At 43.2% G+C, this 19,220-nt stretch carries 23 protein-coding genes; 5 read left to right on the top strand and 18 right to left on the bottom strand.

The genetic code is table 11. The annotated features are described in order from the left end of the window. Nucleotides 1–25: 25 nt before the first annotated feature. From BLT41_RS17660 to trhA, 9 genes are all read right to left on the bottom strand, one after another. Nucleotides 26–694 carry a tlde1 domain-containing protein gene (locus BLT41_RS17660; RefSeq protein WP_280141309.1) on the bottom strand — a complete coding sequence of 223 codons (669 nt, stop codon included), beginning with the start codon at nucleotides 692–694 and terminating at the stop codon, nucleotides 26–28. A gap of 52 nt (nucleotides 695–746) precedes the next feature. Further along, nucleotides 747–1,151 carry an MAPEG family protein gene (locus BLT41_RS09830; RefSeq protein ID WP_092160684.1) on the bottom strand — a complete coding sequence of 135 codons (405 nt, stop codon included), beginning with the start codon at nucleotides 1,149–1,151 and terminating at the stop codon, nucleotides 747–749. 79 nt (nucleotides 1,152–1,230) lie between these two features. Next, nucleotides 1,231–2,415 (bottom strand): RHS repeat domain-containing protein, encoded by a 1,185-nt coding sequence (locus BLT41_RS09825; protein ID WP_483127850.1) that lies wholly within the window; start codon nucleotides 2,413–2,415, stop codon nucleotides 1,231–1,233. 115 nt (nucleotides 2,416–2,530) lie between these two features. Further along, entirely contained in the window at nucleotides 2,531–2,803 is a 273-nt protein-coding gene (locus BLT41_RS09820) for a hypothetical protein (RefSeq protein WP_092160671.1), read from the bottom strand. 15 nt (nucleotides 2,804–2,818) lie between these two features. Next, nucleotides 2,819–3,211 (bottom strand): Bbp16 family capsid cement protein, encoded by a 393-nt coding sequence (locus tag BLT41_RS09815; RefSeq protein WP_092160669.1) that lies wholly within the window; start codon nucleotides 3,209–3,211, stop codon nucleotides 2,819–2,821. 49 nt (nucleotides 3,212–3,260) lie between these two features. Then, a complete protein-coding gene (locus BLT41_RS09810; RefSeq protein WP_092160667.1) occupies nucleotides 3,261–4,229 on the bottom strand; it encodes a major capsid protein in 969 nt (322 codons plus the stop codon). Nucleotides 4,230–4,334: 105 nt separating this feature from the next. Further along, nucleotides 4,335–5,006, bottom strand: a complete 672-nt coding sequence (locus BLT41_RS09805; protein WP_092160666.1) for a hypothetical protein — start codon at nucleotides 5,004–5,006, stop codon at nucleotides 4,335–4,337. Continuing rightward, a complete protein-coding gene (locus tag BLT41_RS09800) occupies nucleotides 4,999–5,367 on the bottom strand; it encodes a hypothetical protein (RefSeq protein WP_244512242.1) in 369 nt (122 codons plus the stop codon). Before BLT41_RS09800 ends, BLT41_RS09805 begins: the two co-directional genes overlap by 8 nt. Before the next feature lie 192 nt (nucleotides 5,368–5,559). Continuing rightward, entirely contained in the window at nucleotides 5,560–6,213 is a 654-nt protein-coding gene (gene trhA / locus BLT41_RS09795; protein ID WP_092160663.1) for a PAQR family membrane homeostasis protein TrhA, read from the bottom strand. Between the two features lie 264 nt (nucleotides 6,214–6,477). On the opposite strand from trhA, the gene BLT41_RS09790 reads away from it, so the two are divergent. The 5 genes from BLT41_RS09790 (at nucleotide 6,478) to BLT41_RS09770 (ending at nucleotide 12,029) form a co-directional block, all read left to right on the top strand. Next, complete coding sequence (locus BLT41_RS09790) at nucleotides 6,478–8,184, top strand: Na+/H+ antiporter NhaC family protein (RefSeq protein ID WP_092160661.1); 1,707 nt, start codon at nucleotides 6,478–6,480, stop codon at nucleotides 8,182–8,184. A 148-nt stretch (nucleotides 8,185–8,332) separates the two neighbouring features. After that, nucleotides 8,333–8,944: a TetR/AcrR family transcriptional regulator gene (locus BLT41_RS09785; protein ID WP_092160659.1), complete on the top strand. Its 612-nt coding sequence runs from the start codon at nucleotides 8,333–8,335 to the stop codon at nucleotides 8,942–8,944. A 1-nt stretch (nucleotide 8,945) separates the two neighbouring features. Continuing rightward, a complete protein-coding gene (locus tag BLT41_RS09780) occupies nucleotides 8,946–9,983 on the top strand; it encodes an HlyD family secretion protein (RefSeq protein ID WP_092160657.1) in 1,038 nt (345 codons plus the stop codon). After that, nucleotides 9,976–10,890, top strand: coding sequence for an ABC transporter ATP-binding protein (locus tag BLT41_RS09775; protein ID WP_092160655.1), 915 nt, complete (start codon nucleotides 9,976–9,978; stop codon nucleotides 10,888–10,890). The genes BLT41_RS09780 and BLT41_RS09775 overlap by 8 nt, the downstream gene beginning before the upstream one ends. After that, the gene (locus BLT41_RS09770; RefSeq protein WP_092160653.1) at nucleotides 10,887–12,029 is read left to right on the top strand and encodes an ABC transporter permease; all 1,143 of its coding nucleotides are present in this window, start codon (nucleotides 10,887–10,889) and stop codon (nucleotides 12,027–12,029) included. The genes BLT41_RS09775 and BLT41_RS09770 overlap by 4 nt, the downstream gene beginning before the upstream one ends. Nucleotides 12,030–12,077: 48 nt before the next feature. On the opposite strand, the gene BLT41_RS09765 is transcribed toward BLT41_RS09770, so the two are convergent. The 9 genes from BLT41_RS09765 to BLT41_RS09725 all read right to left on the bottom strand — a co-directional run bounded on the left by BLT41_RS09765 (nucleotide 12,078) and on the right by BLT41_RS09725 (nucleotide 19,181). Beyond that, nucleotides 12,078–13,148, bottom strand: coding sequence for a hypothetical protein (locus tag BLT41_RS09765; protein WP_092160651.1), 1,071 nt, complete (start codon nucleotides 13,146–13,148; stop codon nucleotides 12,078–12,080). Nucleotides 13,149–13,228: 80 nt separating this feature from the next. Further along, on the bottom strand, nucleotides 13,229–13,921 hold the full coding sequence (locus BLT41_RS09760) for a hypothetical protein (RefSeq protein WP_092160650.1): 693 nt from the start codon (nucleotides 13,919–13,921) through the stop codon (nucleotides 13,229–13,231). Between the two features lie 207 nt (nucleotides 13,922–14,128). Then, nucleotides 14,129–15,799 carry a portal protein gene (locus BLT41_RS09755; protein WP_092160648.1) on the bottom strand — a complete coding sequence of 557 codons (1,671 nt, stop codon included), beginning with the start codon at nucleotides 15,797–15,799 and terminating at the stop codon, nucleotides 14,129–14,131. Between the two features lie 108 nt (nucleotides 15,800–15,907). Further along, on the bottom strand, nucleotides 15,908–16,027 hold the full coding sequence (locus tag BLT41_RS17840; RefSeq protein WP_092160647.1) for a Com family DNA-binding transcriptional regulator: 120 nt from the start codon (nucleotides 16,025–16,027) through the stop codon (nucleotides 15,908–15,910). After that, nucleotides 16,024–16,503 carry an aminobutyrate aminotransferase gene (locus BLT41_RS09745; RefSeq protein WP_092160645.1) on the bottom strand — a complete coding sequence of 160 codons (480 nt, stop codon included), beginning with the start codon at nucleotides 16,501–16,503 and terminating at the stop codon, nucleotides 16,024–16,026. Before BLT41_RS09745 ends, BLT41_RS17840 begins: the two co-directional genes overlap by 4 nt. A gap of 12 nt (nucleotides 16,504–16,515) precedes the next feature. Further along, a complete protein-coding gene (locus tag BLT41_RS09740; RefSeq protein ID WP_092160644.1) occupies nucleotides 16,516–16,779 on the bottom strand; it encodes a hypothetical protein in 264 nt (87 codons plus the stop codon). A gap of 62 nt (nucleotides 16,780–16,841) precedes the next feature. Then, entirely contained in the window at nucleotides 16,842–17,390 is a 549-nt protein-coding gene (locus tag BLT41_RS09735; RefSeq protein ID WP_092160643.1) for a hypothetical protein, read from the bottom strand. Continuing rightward, nucleotides 17,390–18,931: a hypothetical protein gene (locus BLT41_RS09730; RefSeq protein WP_092160641.1), complete on the bottom strand. Its 1,542-nt coding sequence runs from the start codon at nucleotides 18,929–18,931 to the stop codon at nucleotides 17,390–17,392. Before BLT41_RS09730 ends, BLT41_RS09735 begins: the two co-directional genes overlap by 1 nt. After that, complete coding sequence (locus tag BLT41_RS09725) at nucleotides 18,903–19,181, bottom strand: hypothetical protein (RefSeq protein WP_092160640.1); 279 nt, start codon at nucleotides 19,179–19,181, stop codon at nucleotides 18,903–18,905. Before BLT41_RS09725 ends, BLT41_RS09730 begins: the two co-directional genes overlap by 29 nt. Nucleotides 19,182–19,220 lie beyond the last annotated feature (39 nt).

Below are 19,220 nucleotides of genomic sequence, written 5' to 3'. Positions count from 1 at the left end.
GCACTAATGCGGTCTACCAATATTGCTAGTGAACTGTTACTTTTACTTTATTTTTTGTTTTTCTAACATTTTTGAAAAATTTCCTATCCTTGTCTCCAATATCAATACAGCCCGCGGAACCTTTTGTATCTCCTCCATGAATAAAGAAACCGTCTCTCCCATGAGTTTGGGTTTTATTTGAAGGGTGAAGCGGAATTCTTCCGTGCCCCCAGTCACCACGAAGGAGTCTTCGAGCTAAATAATGCGCCCCTTCAACTTCAGAGGTTTCTTTAGGATCAAATTCATACTCTCCACTTGGGATAGGCCCCTCATCTTTTTTGGTCTGATCTTTTTTTCCGGGCCGTCCTGAAGTGTATTCGTATGTATCTCTGGGTCCATCTTCAGAGTAGACTTCCATGGTTCCATTACCATGATAAGCACGAACTTCTTTAATTGGATAAGAATCCTCTTCCTCAGAGTCTTTCCTTTTTTCCCTTTCATTCTTACTACGAGTTCTTTTCTTATAATCCCGATCAGCACCAGCAAGTTTGCTATTTATAGGTTCGTTTTTGACAGTATTCTCTTTCGACTCCTCACTCTCCCCAGCCAGCCCCGTCCGGTCATGAAAATTAATCGGATCATCGAGGCAGTAGCCATAAACATCCACATCCCCGCCAGCTAAACCGATTGGGTCGGGAGTTATGAACCTTCCGATGGTCGGGATTTTTATAAAAAAGATGCCCCGACCGAAGTCGGGGCAGATATGGTTAGTTGTCTTTGCTTTCGTACTTTGGCTTTTTAGTCTCGATGTCCTTTAATTCTGGATGTCGTGCATAGAAGTCTTTCAAAGGTTCCAATACAATCTTGCAATCTGGACACATAGATTTATCTGGGTTTTCACCTTTAAGAAAAACTCGTTCACATTCAGGACAAATATGGTCTTCGTATAAGCCGTAGGCAAAGCCCGGCAACGTCGTGTTGCCTCGAATCGCATATGCCATAGCGAGAATACAAAAAAAAGCTAAAATCCATCCGGTTCCAGGAGTTGTAGGAACACCTCCACGCCAATGAAAGACTCTATTTACATTCCAAGGAGCCGCAATTAATAACCCTAAAAAGCCCCCCACGAACCACAGAATTCTTGCAAAAAAGGGTAGTTCTTTTTTTTTCAATTATTTCCCTGCATTACACGTGTTTAGTTAATTTATATAAAATATTTTAAATTCTTAGAGCAGCTTTTAAAATTATATTTTATTTAGAGTTTCGTTGGGTCACAGTGGTTCTTGAAGGTAATATTTTATTTTTATCAATATTGTATCGCCCTTCATACCGATTTTGTACATTTTTATTAAAATCATCTCCAATCTTATTCCAAACTCCCATTTCATCTAACGTTTTAATCAGAAGAGGAGTCCCCATACCCGCAGCTTCTGCTAGAGAGCTAGGCTTTGGAGCTTCTCCGCTAAACGGGTTAAGCCCCTTTGCAAAACCTAATACAGTTTGTGCTCCTGGAGTCGTAGCTATCTTAGTTGCAACAGATGCCGCTGCACTCGAAACAGCAGGGCCGGCAGCTACTCCTGAAGCTAAAGCAATAGGCAACGCCCCTGCCCCGAGAGCTATCTCAGTATATTTTCGTAATTCTTTATTATTTTTAAATTCATCTACAGTTTTCCCAACAGCCTCACCCGCTGCATCTGCCCCCTTATCAAGAGCTTCTACCGCAGCTTTTCCACCTTCGACAGTAGCTTTTTTGATACCCTTAATGCTTTTTTCCGTTGCCCCTTCAAGTCCTTTCGGGATTGCAGTTGAAGCTTTACGTAATCCTGAGATTATTTTTGAAAAAGCTCCTTCTTTCTTTTCTTCACTTTCCCCAGTCAATCCCGTCCGATCATGAAAATTAATAGGATCATCGAGACAGTAGCCATAAACATCCACATCCCCGCCAGCTAAACCGATTGGGTCGGGAGTTATGAATCTGCCGATGGCGGGATCGTATTCACGATATCCCAAATGTACGAGTCCAGTATCTTTGTCTGTTAGTCCCGCGGCGAATCCGAGGCATACATCCAGACTGACACCGCTATCGAGTAATACATTACCAAACGAATCATATATAATCCGCTTTACATCATAACCTCTTTCGTCCGCAACCATGAAGATTGTGCCGACTTGATTAGTCGCAAAGAAAAAGGTGCGTCCTTCAAAAGTCATGCTGACAGGATCGCCTTCTTCGTTATAGGAAAATACTTTTGGGTGTAATCCTTCGCCATCCGTCACGGCAATTAGCGTGGTCAAATCCTTCCAGAGATATTTTTCAACAGCTTTACCATTGATAGATTTAGCAATTCTCCGTCCCAGAGGGTCAGAGGTATATTCGATTCTGCGTCCGTCCGGCAAATGGACTTCGTGAAGCGGGCCGGATCTGACTCGGCTTATTCATGTCCGGCTGGATAATTTTATTAATAAAAAACCCCCGGAATAAATTCCGGGGGCGAAAGGTTTACCTGAACAACTTAAGGCTACTAGCAAAAGTAGTTATGTTTTAATTTTCCTATAAATCAGCCTCCTTCATCAGTTTGCGCAATTTAGGTACGCTATCTTTCGGAGAAAAAGCTATTCCGAGATCTTTAAGCTTATCTATAAGCTCATCTCTTTCACTTTTAATGCCGCTGTCAGCAGAGTTACCGGAACCGCCGTCTACTTTTTTGAAATGAGCAGGAACGATCATAACGTCACCGAAATCAGCCTCATCGCCGCTGTTAAAGCGCTGAAATACGCCCTGCGGATTCCTTGCGTAGCAATTCTCTTTACAAATATATTTCAAAATAATCTCTTTGAGCTACACGTTTGTCTGATCATCCAGAATCACATAACCGCTGATTTTACCGGCAGTTGCATCGCTTCCGCCAACGGTGAAAGAAAGCCTGACATAAGCTTTATGTTTCACAGGAAGCGATGGAAGCGGAAAGCTGTAGCCTTTGATCAGGCTTGCAACCGGAATTGGACCGGATTCAAAAACGGTATCATAAAGTCCGAAAGTGTCATTTTCAGATCCCTGCAACGCGATTCTCAAATCTGTGAGCTCCGCAAAATCTTCACCATCCACGAAGACTTTAATTTTAACATTGTTACCGCTGCCGCAATCTTCACCGACATAAATAACATTTTCAGAAATGGTGTTTCCGGTTATTGCCTGTTCTTCGCAAAAACAAAGTTCATTATCCAAATACATATGAATCTCCTTAAAATTTTATCAGTTTAAAACCCGAACGGATCAATAGCTAAGCAATGATTGCAGATTCTGTGTTGAGAATAGAATCAACTCTGCGAATCGGACAGCCCCAGAAGGTTGTCACAGGCTTGCCTTCCCAATTCTCAGTTTTAAGCATGACATTGTTTTTGTCGGAGGCTTCAATATCAAGCTGAGTTTTGATGGTCTGGTTGCAATAAATTACAGTTTTACCCATATTTGTGTTGGGTATTTTGTTCAGAGCCTGAATCAGCGCATGACGCAAAGATTCGGTGCCGAAATTGGTTGTATCAATGGAAGCGACACGCATTACATAACGCCAGTCGCGGACAACAAGGCCCGGAGTCCACTTGAAGTGGGTACGGAGTCCCTGATATTTACCGCCGTTTGCATCTTCGAGAGTGACCTCACCAAGATCCTTATGAGTCAAACCGCCGGTGCTTCCTTTAGGGAAGGTGAAATGAACAGTCTGATCGGACCAACAAACAATCCAGATGGAAGTGCAGTTATCACCTGTTCCACCGAAATTGACGACATTATCATGTTCAAGATTACTGAAGCGGGGAGAAAGTCCCAAATATTTTTCAGGTTCAAGCGCAGTGTCACCGTAGACAAAAGTATCTGCAAATTCCTGATTCATTGCTTCGAGAAATGCTCGCTCTTCTGAAATACGGAATGTGGAAGTATTACCATTGAGTTCAGACAACGCCTTGTCCATTTCCGCATAAGACTCGAGCATACCGCAGGTATCATCGACCTGTTTTGTACGGGATTTGCTGGGTTTAATGCCGTAATTAAGCTTGCGCCAGCTTACGGTCGGCAGGTCAGTACGAACGGTTGTTCTGTGACCGGTCGGCAGGTTACCTTCAACCCATGCGGCATCTTCGAGAATTTCGTTAGTCTGTGAAAGTGTTTCCACGACAGCAGCTACATCGCCGCTTGGATCAACACGTGTGGACCATTCTGCAAGAGTAAGTGCGTTGTTACCAATAGTTCCCATAAAAAATCTCCTTGAAATCGGCCTTCTGGAGGCTCTAATTTAAGGACGCTTTAAGCGTTCAGAATATATAATTAATCGCTGACAGCGAACAATTATCAATAAAAATTAAACAGGCTGATTAGGATAAAGAATTTCTCCGATTGTTTTCTTCCTTCCGGTCGGTTTCGGGCTGTCCACATAAGAATCTTCAGACATGCGCATCCCGATTCCGTGAAACGCTTTAACAACCTCAGGGTGATTATTATAACCTGATTTTTTGATCAGGTTTACAAGCTCGGGTGAGGCAAAAGTTTTCATTGCCTTGTTTGCAACACTCACATTCTGCCTGAAAGCATTGCCCTGCCAGCCGGGAAGCGAGTTTATCTGCTCCGCCCACTTATAAATCTGCTGTTCGTGATCCTGCCTTCTTGCCACTTCAAGCTTGTTATTAAAATCAACCAGCTTCTGTGCCATTTCGCCGGTCACACCGTTTTCACGGGCAAAATCTCTAAAATGTTTATCAATATGGGACGGTATTTCTACTCCTTCCCCATAATTTATTTCATAATCCGCCGGGTCAACTTGCGGGACAGAACGAAGGGTCGGCTCACCGTCCTTACTTTCACCTTCACGATTTCGCTGATTTTCATCTTGCTTCTGACTCGGTTCCTGATCCGAACCCTGCTCATATTCCGCGTCATCACCGCCAAGAATTGATGGCAATTCCTTTGCCTGTTCGTTACCACCTACAGCGGTTGTTCCCGCTTGTGACTCGTCAGGTGCAACGTAATCACTCATTTTTCTTATCCTCCTCGTTCCTCAGTTTTTCTGCACGCTCACGAATAATTGAAAGATAGATTTCCTCATCTGCCGTAACGACAGGAGCAAGAACATTTTCAACTACAAAATCATGAACAGCCACATTCCGATAAATGTCTGCATCTTTGGAATAAAGAACCGCGTTGACTCCGCCCTGCTCAAGCAAAAAGGTAAAAATACGCTTGCCGTGCGGTGAACCGAAAGTAGCTTTCACATCTGCCAGAAACTGCTCAGTTAATCTGCGATGCTCTTTTTTAATACTTTCCGCTTCCAAGTGTTCATCTTCCAAAAAGTCAGCTTCCATTGTCATTCGTTCTATTCCTCCTTTGGAGGGAAACATGTGTTGTTCCTCCCCCCTACAAGACATAGAATATGCAATAGCCCGGACATGAAACAGCCGACTCAGGTCCGGGGGGCAACTTTTTTTAAATTAATTTGAACTTTTGGGAGATGTGGCTAAGAGAAAAAGGACATAAGACAAGACTATGAGGCAGGATATAAACCAGTAACACACTAATAAAATAAACTATTATTATTTCATACGAGAAAGATATTCATACATGACCCAGAAATGACAAAAACTTCCTGCCATCACAAAAAGATGAAATATTTCATGAAATCCCAGAATACCGGGCCAAGGATCAGGACGTTTAAGAGCATAAATGACCGCACCTATGGAATATAAAATTCCGCCAGCCAATAGCCAGAGTAACGCTCCGATCTGCAAAGCCTGTATAAGAGGCCAGATTGCGATAATTGCCGCCCACCCCATAGCAAGATAAAATCCGGTTGAAAGCCAGCGCGGAGCATGTAGCCAGAAAAATTTAGTAATTATCCCACCGACAGCCATAGCCCATACACAGCCGAATATAGACCAGCCCCACACACCCTTCAGCCCGATAAGACAAATAGGAGTGTAAGTCGCAGCGATATAAATAAAGATCATGCTATGATCTATTTTCCGCAAATAACGTATTCCTTTTTCCGAAAGAGGAAGCCAGTGATAAAGCGTACTTGCTAGATACAACAAAATCATTCCCACGCCGAAAACTGAAAAAGTAACCACGTGCATTACATTGGTAGGATCAATTGAAATATCAAGAAGCATCTTCAATCCAACTATTGCAAGACAAAAGCCTATAAAATGAGTCAAACCGTTCATTGGATCACGAATATACCGAAGCATAACTTACCTATTCCTGATTTTTAAAAATTTGGAACAAACTTTATATTGTTAATATCTATTTAAAAAAAACGACGCAATCAATATTAGAAGATTGAAAGCATTCCCTCTATACGACAACCTATCATTGATATTTTCATTATTCCGTAATTTTAGTTCTAAAAACAAAGCTAAAACCCAACAAGTTTGCTTTTGCAACAAATATCTTGTAATTGCTACAGCGCCGTTTTTACCAAATGGCAATAAATTTCATAGGGGAAATCTTGCATGCGATATTTACGAGGGATTTTTTTACTGTTTACTTTAGTCCTGCTATTTTGTCAGCCCGCGCTTGCTGCGGACTCCAGCTTAGGTTCTGTCAATGCGGCTAGATTCGGGATGCTCACACTCATTCCGCCTTTCGTTGCCATCGTTTTAGCTTTTATCACCAAAAACGTTATTCTTTCATTGCTGTTGGGTGTTTTCTCAGGGGCATTCATGCTCGAATCCAAAGGATTCAACGTCTACAACGGATTTGTTGACGGTTTTCTCAGACTTTCCAACGAAATTCTTATGTCCCTCGCTGACCCGTGGAATGCGGGTATCATCTTGCAGTGTCTTGCCATCGGCGGACTTATCGCGCTCGTTTCTAAAATGGGCGGAGCAAAAGCGATTGCTGATGCTCTCGCTAAAAAGGCAAAAAGCCCAAGAAGCTCACAGTTTGTAACGTGGCTGCTTGGTCTTCTTATCTTCTTTGATGACTATGCAAACTCACTGACAGTCGGACCGATAATGCGTCCGGTCACAGACAAAATGAATGTATCCAGAGAAAAGCTTGCATTTATTATTGATGCAACAGCTGCTCCAATCGCAGGTATAGCTCTTATTTCAACATGGGTTGCATATGAAGTCGGCCTTATCCGCGATGGTCTTCAGGGAATCGGCTACAACCTGAATGCTTATGGCGTGTTCGTAGAAACTGTTCCTTACAGATTTTACAATATTTTAATTCTGGTCTTCATTCTCGCCACAATCTGGTTCATGAGAGAATTCGGCCCTATGTATAAAGCCGAGCATCGCGCCCGTACTACCGGCAAAGTGCTGTCTGATACGGCCAAGCCAATGGTTGCAGATGAAGCAACTGAATTAAAGCCTGATCCAAATATTATTCCCAGCATTTGGGATGCAATTATTCCTATCGGAACCCTTATTGTAGCGGCTTTCTTAGGATTCTATTTTAATGGATATAATTCAATCATGGACGGAGATAACGCGAAACTTATCTCAATACTTAAAGACTCTCCGACCAGCTTTGTTGCAATCCGCGAAGCTTTCGGTGCATCTGATGCTTCCGTTGTTTTATTTCAAGCTGCACTTGTAGCCGGAATTGTCGCGCTTGCACTTGCCATAGGTAAAAAGATCTTAAAAGTTGATGAAGCCATTTCCACATGGGTTCAGGGCGTTAAATCTCTCAATATCACAGCAGTAATTCTTCTGCTGGCTTGGTCACTTTCCGGCATAATTAAAGAGCTTGGAACAGCCGCATATCTGGTAAGTATCCTATCTGATACCATCCCGATATTCCTGTTGCCTTCCATCATCTTTATAATGGGGTCCATCATATCCTTTGCAACCGGTACTTCTTACGGAACCATGGGAATCCTGATGCCGCTGTGTATTCCGCTGGCATATGCTCTCTCCCCTGATCAATCCTATGTCATCCTGAATATCGGCTCGGTACTTACCGGAGCAATATTCGGTGACCATTGCTCCCCGATTTCAGACACAACAATTCTGTCATCAATGGGGTCGGCATGTGACCATATCGATCACACCAAAACCCAGATATTCTACGCAATTCCTGTTGCGCTTATATCTATTGTATTCGGCTACATTCCTGCTGGACTTGGAATGCCGCTGTTCATAATACTGCCGATGTCCATTCTGGCTGTATTTGCGACCGTGCGTTTACTGGGTAAGCCTGTAGCAAACTAATCATCAGCCACAAATAAAACTTGAAACGCCCCTTGGTCTTATGATCAAGGGGCGTTTCTTATTTAAAAACGAATAAGACACATATCAATTGACGTTTTTTATACGCTAATGTTAAAGTGAATTCACTTTCACATAACAGGAGCATATTTTGAGCAAAAGAATGGATCGAAATACACGTCGCGAACAAATCGCCGAAGCAGCACTCGAACTTGCCGCCAAAAGCATTTCAGCGATCACAGTAGAAAATGTTGCGAAGGCGTGCAAAATAGTTCCATCCGCACTGTATAGACATTACCGGAATAAAGATGAAATCTTTGAAGGTTTGCGGGATCTTGTACGTAATAAATTAATTGCAAATGCAACTCTTGCTGCAAAAGAAGAAACAAGTCCGCTCGCTATTCTAAAAAATCTTGCTCTCAGGCATGCAGACCTGCTTTATAAATATCCCGGAATTCCAAGACTCATGTTCTCCGACAAAATAACCGGCAAAAATTCTCTGAGGCGAAAAGGATTTCTCGCAGTTATGACTGAATATCGCAAAACTGCGGCATCAATTGCCAAGAAAGGACAAAATACAGGAGAAATCAGATCGGACATAGAACCGGACGACGTGGTGTTTATGTTGTTAGGAACTGTTGTTCCTCCATCTTTCCTGTTTCATCTTTCAGATGGCGATTATGACCCAAGACCTCAAATACGAAGAAATCTTCTTTTATTTGAAGATGCCGTTAAAAATAGAAACATTTCGGAGGAATCCTGAAATGAAATCAACTTACATTTCTGCCCCACTGATAATCCTGACCCTCACGATATGTTTGCTGCTTTCAGCCTGTACAAATGAAGAAAGTTTTCTTTGGCAGGGTTATGTTGAGGGTGACTTTGTCTATGTTTCATCTCCCCTTGGCGGACAGCTTGATGAAATCAACGTTGAAAAAGGACAACAGATCACGGAAAATCAAACACTGTTCATACTTGAAAGAAAATTCGAAAAAGCCGGAATAGATGAAGCATCCGAAAATCTGGACAAGGCTCTTAATGACCTTGCCGACAAACGTAAAGGACGCAGACCGTCTGAAATAGCATCTATCAAGGCAAGGCTTAAAAAGGCAAAAGCAGCAGAATCTCTGGCGGCAACCGAATATAAACGCAGAGCAGATCTTTACAGATCACGAACCATTTCCGAAGAAGAACGCGATAAATCACGGTCGGACTATCAACAGGCGACCCAACAGGTTCACGAGATAACATCACAACTTACCACAGCCACACTCGGCTCACGCTCTGATGAAATAAAAGCGGCTGAATCCGCTGTTGAAGCCGCAAAGGCAAGACTTGTACAAGCTCACTGGAATTATGATCAAAAAAAACAGGCGGCCCCACGCACAGGCCTGATTTTCGACACCATAAGATACAAAGGCGAATGGGTTCCGGCAGGTAAACCTGTTCTTTCCATCCTGCCACCGGAAAACCGCGTGGTAAGATTCTATGTGCCTGAACCAATCGTCGGCGGATTCACTGTGGGCGAAGAATTATTTCTTAACTATGACGGGCTGAAAGAACCTCTACGAATAAAATTGACCTACATTTCACCTCAATCAGAGTATACGCCGCCTGTAATTTACTCCAGTCAAAGCAGAGCTAAACTTGTATTCATGCTCGAAGCTTACCCTTCGCTAAAGGATGCGCTGCTTCTTAAGCCGGGACAGCCTGTAGATGTCAGCCGGGACATTAAATATTTTGATCATAAAATTGGGCTGATCGACACCATCAAGTCTTTTTTCAGAGGCAGTAATGAATGATCAAACAGTCATAGACGTAAAGGGCGTAACCAAAATTTTCGGGAAACGCACTGTAGTTGACGCGCTGGATATGAATGTCAAAAAAGGCGAGATATTCGGTTTTCTCGGCCCTAACGGTTCCGGCAAAACCACCTTCATCCGTATGCTGTGCGGCCTGTTGCGCCCGGACGCAGGTTCCGGCACATGCCTAGGATATGATATTTTAACCGAGCCCGATTTGATCAAACCCAATGTGGGCTACATGGCGCAAAAATTCAGCTTATACGGAGACCTGACAGTCCGTGAAAATCTTGATTTTCTGGCAAGAGCCTACCAGCTCCCGAACCGCAACAAGCTCATTAATGAAGCCATAGAACGTATGGGCCTCGGCAGATTCACCAATCAGCTTGCAGACAGTCTTTCAGGCGGTTGGAAACAACGGCTCGCTTTAACGGGATGCACACTGCACAGCCCTAAACTACTGCTTCTTGATGAACCGACTGCGGGAGTTGATCCTTCCGCGCGCCGGGATTTCTGGGATGAAGTACATAACCTTGCCGCACAGGGAATAACAGCCCTCATAAGTACTCATTATATGGATGAAGCCGAACGCTGTCACAGACTGGCATACATTGCTTACGGCCATCTTTTAGCTAAAGGAACACTTGAAGAATTAATCACACAATCCGGCCTGCATACATGGACCCTAAAGGGACCGCGACTCAACGAGATTACTCCGCTTCTACGAGCCACCGAAGGAATTGATCAGGTTGTAGCCTTCGGGAACACTCTGCATATCAGCGGCCGGGATGAATCCATAATTGAAAAAGGTATCCGCGCGGTGACTGGACCTGAAAACAATTTCGGCCCGTCAGAAACCAGCTTGGAAGAAGTATTCATAGACCTCATGCAAGGGAAAACGCCATGAGAGCGCTAAAACTTTTCTCCTTCAAACGATTCAGGACAATAGCTGGTAAAGAATTCATTCAGATGCGCCGTGACCGACTCACCTTCGCAATGATGATCGGCATTCCGCTCATCCAGCTGATTCTTTTCGGCTATGCTATAAATTCCGATCCGCGCCATCTACCGCTGGCCATACTTTCCGGTGATAACAGTCAATATTCGCGCGCCATTGTTTCAGGCATGCAAACAAGTACTTATTTTGATGTAGATAGATTCATAAATTCAAGAGCCGAAGCTAATCGGTTGCTGGAACTTGGCGAAATTCAATTCGTGCTGACTATTCCTGAACAGTTCGGACAGAAAATTGAACGAGGCGAACGCCCTACGCTGCTGCTTGAAGCAGATGCAACCGACCCTATGGCAACGGGCAATGCGGTAAATTCCATGAAAGAAATCGTAAATCGAGCCATGGAACGAGAACTGAAAGGTTCTTTAAGTTACCTGCTGCCGGATAAATCTCCGGTCGATTTACGAATTCACGCAGATTACAACCCTGAAGCCATCAGCCAATATAATATTGTGCCAGGTCTCATGGGAGTAATCCTTACCCTGACTCTTTCCATGATCACTTCTCTGGCAATAACAAGAGAACGCGAACGCGGAACAATGGAAAACCTGCTGACAACTCCGGTTCGCCCGCTTGAAGTTATGCTTGGAAAAATAATTCCCTACGTCATGGTCGGCTATATCCAAGTTATGCTGATCATGGTTGCTTCAATCTTTCTGTTCAACGTACCGATTAACGGCAACCCTGTGATTATCTTTTTGTACTCGTCAATTTTCATTGCCGCTAATCTGACAGTCGGTGTCACAATTTCAACCGTTGCCAAAAACCAGCTTCAAGCCGTGCAGATGTCCATCTTCTTTTTTCTGCCGTCTCTATTGCTATCAGGATTTATGTTCCCGTTCAGAGGAATGCCGCAATGGGCGCAGACACTGGGATCAGTGCTACCGCTCACGCACTATCTGCGACTAGTGCGCGGGGTATTGCTTAAAGGAAGTGGATGGGTGGAATCAACACACCACCTCTGGCCCATCATTATTTTCTGGCTGGTAGTTCTTGTGGTGGGGCTTAAGAGATATAGGGAGACGCTGGATTAATTATTCATTTATGGATTAAAAACATAACCTATCTCTGCTCTATCACTATTAGTTTTTTATGGACTTAATCACATTAACCAACTGATCCATCCCATCGAAAGTAGATGGGATTTTACCGTCATCAGCTACTATCCCTGAAAAAATTATATTTTCAAATTTTTCTAATGCATTTGCATCTTTTGCTTTTATCCCTTGTGAATAATCCCCGTAACTCTGAATAAATTGACATAAAGTCTTTCGCAATTCTATTTGCAGCAATTGTGACTGAACTGATTTATAATTCATCAAAATAATTTTGAAAAAATACAAAAGAATAATTACAAACGACAGCACTGGAATTAGCGGTATATAATAATTATTTTTATATAATCCTAACAAGTCAGGGAAAAGATAAAAAGAAACAAACTGTCCAATTAAAGGAACTATGATTGCCACTCCTATAGCAATTAAACACCAAAAAATCCTTTTTTTCTCGCTTACTTTTACGACCGAAAGATCATCAAATCCTTTAAACAAACCTACAAAATTAAAAGCATTTTTATATTCATCCAAAGCGGACTTTAGGTTCTCCACTTTAGTTTCTTTATCAACAATCTCAGTATCCCAACCTTTTTTCAACCTTTCTGCCTTTGCCGCAATTTCATCAAAGTCTTTCAAGAGATTCATTGATTTATTATTAAATAAATCCTTAGCAATAAAAATTGAAGTAGCACGACTAGCATAATCAATACTCCGTTTAGCAGAATTACCAAAACTATCAGCTTCAACTAAACCGTAATCAATAAAACTTTGAACATCTATAAGAGTCTCTAAGCATGATAAATGATATTCAAGCGCAAATCTAAAACAATACCCATATAAATCATCAATTTCTTCTTTTGATTGAATCTTAGTAAAATAATTCGCAAACAGACGTCCTATGAGATCAATATTAATCTGACATAACAAATCCCATTCATATCCAATCGACGTTATTAATTCTAAAATTGAACACAAATTTATATTTCGCTGAGCCTCAAATGAACTCAAAGAAGCATTAGGTACACTCAATACAGAAATTACTTTATTAATTTTTAAAATATTGTCTTCATTACTAAAAAGATATTTTTTTTCACTCATCAAAAAACCTTCACTACGGCATTTTAATTAACATAAACAAAAAAATATTAACAAACCAACAATCAAACAGCTAAAGCCTCTCACATCTCGGCACAAAAACAACCGGGAAAACAATAAATCCCGTTAGCCTGCATCCAGTATCCCTGCTTGCCGTTTTTGCCTTTGTAAACTCTGCTTAATCCTAGGCGGATATAAACTTCTTCCCCGCCGGCAAGGGCAGTATTAAACTCGTCAACCCTCTCCTGCTGGACATATTTCAAAGCAGATGAATGAAAATTCAAATCCGCAATAGGGGTATGCCGGAATATCTCTCCGGATTTATCCTTAAAACTGAGTCGAAGTTTCTGCTCAACAGTCCCGACCACAGAAAGCGACAGAGACAAAGGATCAACCCTTATTGTTCTGATTGATGAATCTGGTGGCGAACCCAAAGGGACGCATCTTTTTTTGGAACTAATCGTTCCGCAAAAGGCTTCATTCACAGAATCAACAGCACTGCGCTCAAGTAAGTCTTTAAACAAAATTTCATCCATCATTCCTAGCCACAAATCATTTACAAAAATACAATCTTCAACATGAGGCCGCGCTGCTTTTCCGTTTGGAATAACAGTTGCTTCAACAGTCATCCCCGGATAAATCCCTTTCTGCTGAACTATAGCTTTGGTCACATACGGCAACGGTCTATGACAGGTACAAGATTCAGCATCCAGCAAAGCCATACAAACATTGTCGTTATCTTTAAAACGAGTTAAGTCTGTCACAATTAACTTCATAAAACCCTCTTCACTCCCCAGTTAAAAAGTTCATAACATTTATAATGAAATATCTTTTATAATATATCTTTTCAAGCTTAATACATCAATCTGCAAAATTATAAAAGTTGATATATCATATAAATGTTTGGCTAAAAAATAAAATATCCATAAAAAAACGGAGCCTTTTTTAAAGACTCCGTAATATAACCTATTTAAACTGAAATTTTATATAGAACTCATAATCTGTTCCGCTTTCCCGGCAATACCCATTACTTCATTACGATTGAACCCTGCCTGCGACAAATCTTTAATCATACCGGTACTGGCGGAGGCCGCTGCCATTCCCTGTTGCATCCGCTGTTGCTGAAGCTGCATATCCCTCCTCTGGGTTCTAAACTTTTCTACTTCACCATCGGAACGAACTATGCCGGTCGGCACCCCGATCAAGTCAGCATATTCATCAACCGCCCGATCCATATCAACCTTATCCAGAATTTCCGGATTCGCTCCCGCAAGCCTTCCTACAAATTCAGACAGGGACTGAATGGACTGGGTTCCGACCATTTTCTGAGCCTGTGCAAGAATTGAGATATAATCAATTCGGATATCAGCCCCGTCAAGGCAGGACGGAGGCTCCGGCAACTGTCCGGCACGAGTCAAAATACCAAAAACTCTATCGATAAGAGGGTCCAGAAGTTCGGTATGTTGACGCTCAATGACCGGACCTAACTGAATCAGCTTTTCTTCGTGCCGTTCGGCAACTTCCGCGGCTGTAATCATTTTTCGATTAGATCCCGCCATCATCATGAAAACATCATTATAAAACCCTTCACGAATTGCAGCTCTGACATCCTGAATTTTAGAACTCACCCCCGCAAGATCCGGCCGGACCTGATACAAAGGTGCAATTGAATCCTGCTGATTCTGCTCAACCGGATTCTGTCCGCCGGGGAGTAGATTGAGCCGCCTTGAATACATGGAAGGAACTTTCATGGGCGGACGAAGAGTCAGATGTACAGCCTGAATCTGACTTTTGCTCATCTCCATCAGCATTTTAACATCCGCGAGAACATCCATAGCCGGCGAACGTCCATACACATCCATTGCAGAAGTATCCCAGCGCGGAGCCATGTAGGGATTTTCCATAAACCCGCTTTCCGAAAGGATTTCATTACCTCTACCACTCAGAATAAACACCGACTCGAAAGGCATGTTCTGTTTATCAAGTTTATTAGGATTGAACTCATCACGCGGCTGAACAGCATGGAGCACATCAAACCAGTGATCACGATTGCTGGTCAAACTTGTTCGGACAGTTGCAGGAAGCGCATCAATGCCGAACCTTTTTTCAAGCTGACGAGCTGTCATTTTGAATTCACGGTAAACAGTATCCACACGTCCCTGTGCATCGGTCGCAAGACAATACTCACCCGCCGTCAAAGTACGAAACCGTATGCCCCGGTCAACATCCGGCTCACAATAAAGAATCCCGGTTCCGAATCCCGCAAGTTCAGTATAAAGTGAATGTATGCACGAATAAAAATTGCTTCGGGCCAAAGCTCGATACATGACTGTTTCAACTTTAGAAATCCAGTCACGCACAGATTTATGCTTAGACATATCACGGTCTGCAATTCCCAGCCGAAACCATGGACGCGCAGGAGAAGTAAGCCCCCCTTGAAGCCCCGCCGCTAAAATTCTTAATGACCTTGTCGCAGTGGAATCAATAATACGATTACCTTTTCTGCTCCCGTCATTAGGCTTAGTTCCATCATATACGCCTTTTCGCGGCAGGATATAGTCACTTATTTCCCGCCAATGTCCCTCCCATGAACTGCGCTCCTGTCGAAGCATTTTCAATCGGGATTCATATCTATTTTTATTATTTCCAATCATATTTAATCCATTTTTATCTATAAATTAAAAGGGATTTTCCATAACCTCAAAGAAACAGACGCCTGCAAACAGAAAGTCATAGAAAATCCCTTTATTTTTTAAACTCAGCTACCCTTTGTTACAGGAAAGTTTTACCAGCTTCTTACACTTGGGACACTTTATCTGAACTTCAATAACCTTCCCTTTCATCAACAACCTCCCGCATACGGGACACCGAAGATCAATCACTGCATTACCCCTTTTGAATTTTGTAAAAACTGTTTCTCAATTTTAGCAACTCCGGAAGCGCCTACGGGACCGGTAAGTATCGTCTTCTTCCTGCCCAAAGCATGAACCTTCCGCATCCTTCCTTCTGTAGCTCTCCGAGATGCTATTTTCGCATCAAGTTCAGCATTTGCCTTATCTATTTCCTGTTTCCGAATGTCATTTGGATGAAGCCACTGACCTTCAATCTGATTAAAGCCCGCATTGGTCATTTCAGCCGGAGTGTACCAATGCCCGGTTGAATCTGAATACGTCCAGTCCTTAGGCATTCCCCAACCTGCCGGAGCCTTCAACCCTTTATCATTGAATGAAGGATTAGTTCCGTAGGTTGTTTTGTGCCATTTAAAATAACCATTGAATCCCGGAGAATCCTTATCGAACCAGACATCGGAGTTTCCAGACTTCGGTCCAGGCAGCTCCGGCCTGTAATAACTGCTCACAACTCTTCCCCCTTACTGCCCAAGTTTCGTCTTCTGCCCAAGCAGTGTTGCATTATCTGTCTCAGTCTGTCCGAGAACTCCCTCTCCACTTGTAAGAACTGTCGCGCTTCTACCTTTTTTAAGACGATTCAAAGTTCGCATCTTTTTCGCATTCAACGCCTCTTCACTTTTTTGCAAATCTGTATCCAGTACCGGAGGTGCCGGTGCTGCGGTTACAGGCGGCGGCGGAGCCGGCGCTACAGGTGCTGATGGTGATTTTGATCCAGATCCTCCCATGATCATTCTCCTTTCTTTTAAAATTTTAATACGCACGCTCCCTTAAACAAAGGAGCTATAAATCAACTATTTCTAACCGCACAAAAAATTGCGGCATCCACACTTTTGTCTTCTGCTGCCAGATATGCGGACTGTGGAAGTATTCCCACTTTTGAAAATCCAGACCTTTCAGCCATACGGCAAGCAAGCGGATTCATTACAGGAATAAGACCCTTAACGCAGTCCAGAATATAACTCCCTGACACGTCACGTACTGTCAGCAAATGGCGCAAAACACCTTTTCCCATCAGTAATGTTTCTTTCCCGAAAAAATCCGGCATGATGGCAAGATGGACAAAACAAGAACGCTGAGCAAAACCATTCAACCAGAACAAACCTGAAGGTTTGTCGTCTTTAAATCCTAAAAAGAAATGCTGTTCTTTCTTATCCACAAGACGTTTAAAATCCTCAAAATATTCTACGGAGCCGTCATAAAAAATAACTGGAATTTGTCCGGCGCATTGCATCACGTCCCAGAACCATTTCAAATGTCCCTCTGTAAGGCTGACTGTTCCGTCAAAATCGCGATACTTATAGAATGTAAAACCCTCCGCCGCTTCAAAGCCGTACATTATTGACCTCCTGTAAAAATATCGTAATCCATAATTCCCTGAACGGACTCCTGCTGCTGAGGTGAATTCTCCGGCCTCGGAAAAACTGCCCCCAGTGCTGGGTCTAAAATCCTCGCCATGCAATCAAGCATGTCGTCATGAGGAGCAACCGGAAAAGCCAGATATTCATCATCAATAAATTCGCGCACAAGATCTCGCTCCCGTCCCTGATGATCCATGAACCTCCCGCGCCATGGCAGCCAGAAACGCCCCTGCTCGAAAATCGGTACAAGCTTCCTAATGCGATCAGTTTTCGGAATATTTCCGCCCAGCGGCTCTATAGAGAAACGATAATTCTGTTCCCCCATCACATACTGCATGTGCTCAACATCCGCCTGCTGACCGTACTTTTCATACCCAACAACTTGAGGTCCATAAGCCCTGTGCAATCTGAAAAGAGCACGGGCACGTTCCGTCAAATTGAGACGATCGCGAATACCGTCAATCAGATAATAATTCCTGTCCGGGCCGAGACCTATGACCAGCATTACCGTGTAGTCGCTACCGACCTTCTTCTCACTCGCAGGGTCCACAAGCAGATAACGATTAAAATCCCGCCACCTTGGTTTGCCGCCCTGACCATGCTGATCCCATCTGTTAATCCAATCTTCTTTAAACCCCTGCACATCATCCGCTCTGGGGTCCTGCATCATCTGACAACCGAAAACATACGGCCCCATTTCGCGCCGTTTAGTTGCAAGCTGCTCTCTGGTTAGCAAAACCGGATCACCCTCAAGCGTTCCGTCAGCTGTTGCCGGAAATATTCTAGGAATGGCAGCCTGTCTTTTCAAAATATCACGATAGGTATCATTATAATGATAGCGGGTTCCGATATACCGTTTGATCCCTTCGCGGGTTCCAAGGTTGATGGACAACGCCCACGCCTCAGTCGTCTTGAAAATCATATCCGGCGATGAAACGGATTCACGCGTAACAACATCATCATAAATCAATCGGGAAAAATGCTTCCCCGTAGGCTGTCCGTCCACAAGCCCCCAAGCTTCTACTGTTGCTTCTTTGGGGTTGGACTTCCTTTTCACTATTATCCCGTCTTCCTCAGACCATTTAGGAGAATCTTTTTTAGGATTCGCCCACAACACATCAGAATAACACTGTTTCAAAAGTTCATTGCGCTCTAATTCCATTTTGATCTGACGTAAAAACCCCTTTGCAATCGGCCGGGTGTGGCTGAAAATTCCAATTGTGACCTCGGGATCTCGCAGAATATCCTGAACTGTCAGCGCAAAAGTTATGATGGTGGATTTGTAATGCTCACGGCTCCACAAATCGAGATGCCCGTCAGGATTACGCTGCACATCCTGACATCTCGCAAAAACCCATTCATTATTTGCATCAGCGCGACCGAGCAGACGAGTCAGTAAAAAAAACAAATCATTTCGACCAAGTTCCGCAAGAACCTGCAAGGCTTCCTTTTTCAGCTCGGCCTTACGAAGCAAGGCAGCATACCACTGGTTAGCGCTGCTCAGATCCGTAAATTTCATCAAGCTTCTCCCTTAGTTCAGGACTTATTGCAGAACTGTTTTTAGTTTTTTTTACGGCTGAAACTTCTTTTTTAGCCTCACCGATGCACCATGCTTTTCGCTCCATGTCATGTCGTTTTTGCATGATGTCGAGCTTCGCTTTCAAATCCTTAACCATGTCGGAATCACTTCCTTCAACGGCAAGTGCAAAGACTTCCCGAAATCTTTCGAGCTCCTCCTTCTGGCGTTTAACAACTTCTGATTTATTCACTTTTTCATTCTCCAAAGTTTACCTCACAGCACTAAACCG

Origin of the sequence: Maridesulfovibrio ferrireducens (assembly GCF_900101105.1) — a bacterium.
Lineage (GTDB): Bacteria > Desulfobacterota > Desulfovibrionia > Desulfovibrionales > Desulfovibrionaceae > Maridesulfovibrio > Maridesulfovibrio ferrireducens.
This window is presented reverse-complemented; position numbering and strand designations above follow the sequence as displayed.

Bases quoted from the DNA above. Each gene is read 5' to 3' on its own strand.
- BLT41_RS09765 (WP_092160651.1), bottom strand. From the start codon at position 13,148: ATGAGTGAAAAAAAATATCTTTTTAGTAATGAAGACAATATTTTAAAA.
- trhA (WP_092160663.1), bottom strand. From the start codon at position 6,213: ATGCTTCGGTATATTCGTGATCCAATGAACGGTTTGACTCATTTTATA.
- BLT41_RS09790 (WP_092160661.1), top strand. From the start codon at position 6,478: ATGCGATATTTACGAGGGATTTTTTTACTGTTTACTTTAGTCCTGCTA.
- BLT41_RS09730 (WP_092160641.1), bottom strand. From the start codon at position 18,931: ATGAAATTTACGGATCTGAGCAGCGCTAACCAGTGGTATGCTGCCTTG.
- BLT41_RS09755 (WP_092160648.1), bottom strand. From the start codon at position 15,799: ATGATTGGAAATAATAAAAATAGATATGAATCCCGATTGAAAATGCTT.
- BLT41_RS09770 (WP_092160653.1), top strand. From the start codon at position 10,887: ATGAGAGCGCTAAAACTTTTCTCCTTCAAACGATTCAGGACAATAGCT.
- BLT41_RS09760 (WP_092160650.1), bottom strand. From the start codon at position 13,921: ATGAAGTTAATTGTGACAGACTTAACTCGTTTTAAAGATAACGACAAT.
- BLT41_RS09805 (WP_092160666.1), bottom strand. From the start codon at position 5,006: ATGAGTGATTACGTTGCACCTGACGAGTCACAAGCGGGAACAACCGCT.
- BLT41_RS09775 (WP_092160655.1), top strand. From the start codon at position 9,976: ATGAATGATCAAACAGTCATAGACGTAAAGGGCGTAACCAAAATTTTC.
- BLT41_RS09780 (WP_092160657.1), top strand. From the start codon at position 8,946: ATGAAATCAACTTACATTTCTGCCCCACTGATAATCCTGACCCTCACG.
- BLT41_RS09815 (WP_092160669.1), bottom strand. From the start codon at position 3,211: ATGTATTTGGATAATGAACTTTGTTTTTGCGAAGAACAGGCAATAACC.
- BLT41_RS09810 (WP_092160667.1), bottom strand. From the start codon at position 4,229: ATGGGAACTATTGGTAACAACGCACTTACTCTTGCAGAATGGTCCACA.
- BLT41_RS09735 (WP_092160643.1), bottom strand. From the start codon at position 17,390: ATGTACGGCTTTGAAGCGGCGGAGGGTTTTACATTCTATAAGTATCGC.
- BLT41_RS09800 (WP_244512242.1), bottom strand. From the start codon at position 5,367: ATGTTTCCCTCCAAAGGAGGAATAGAACGAATGACAATGGAAGCTGAC.
- BLT41_RS09740 (WP_092160644.1), bottom strand. From the start codon at position 16,779: ATGGGAGGATCTGGATCAAAATCACCATCAGCACCTGTAGCGCCGGCT.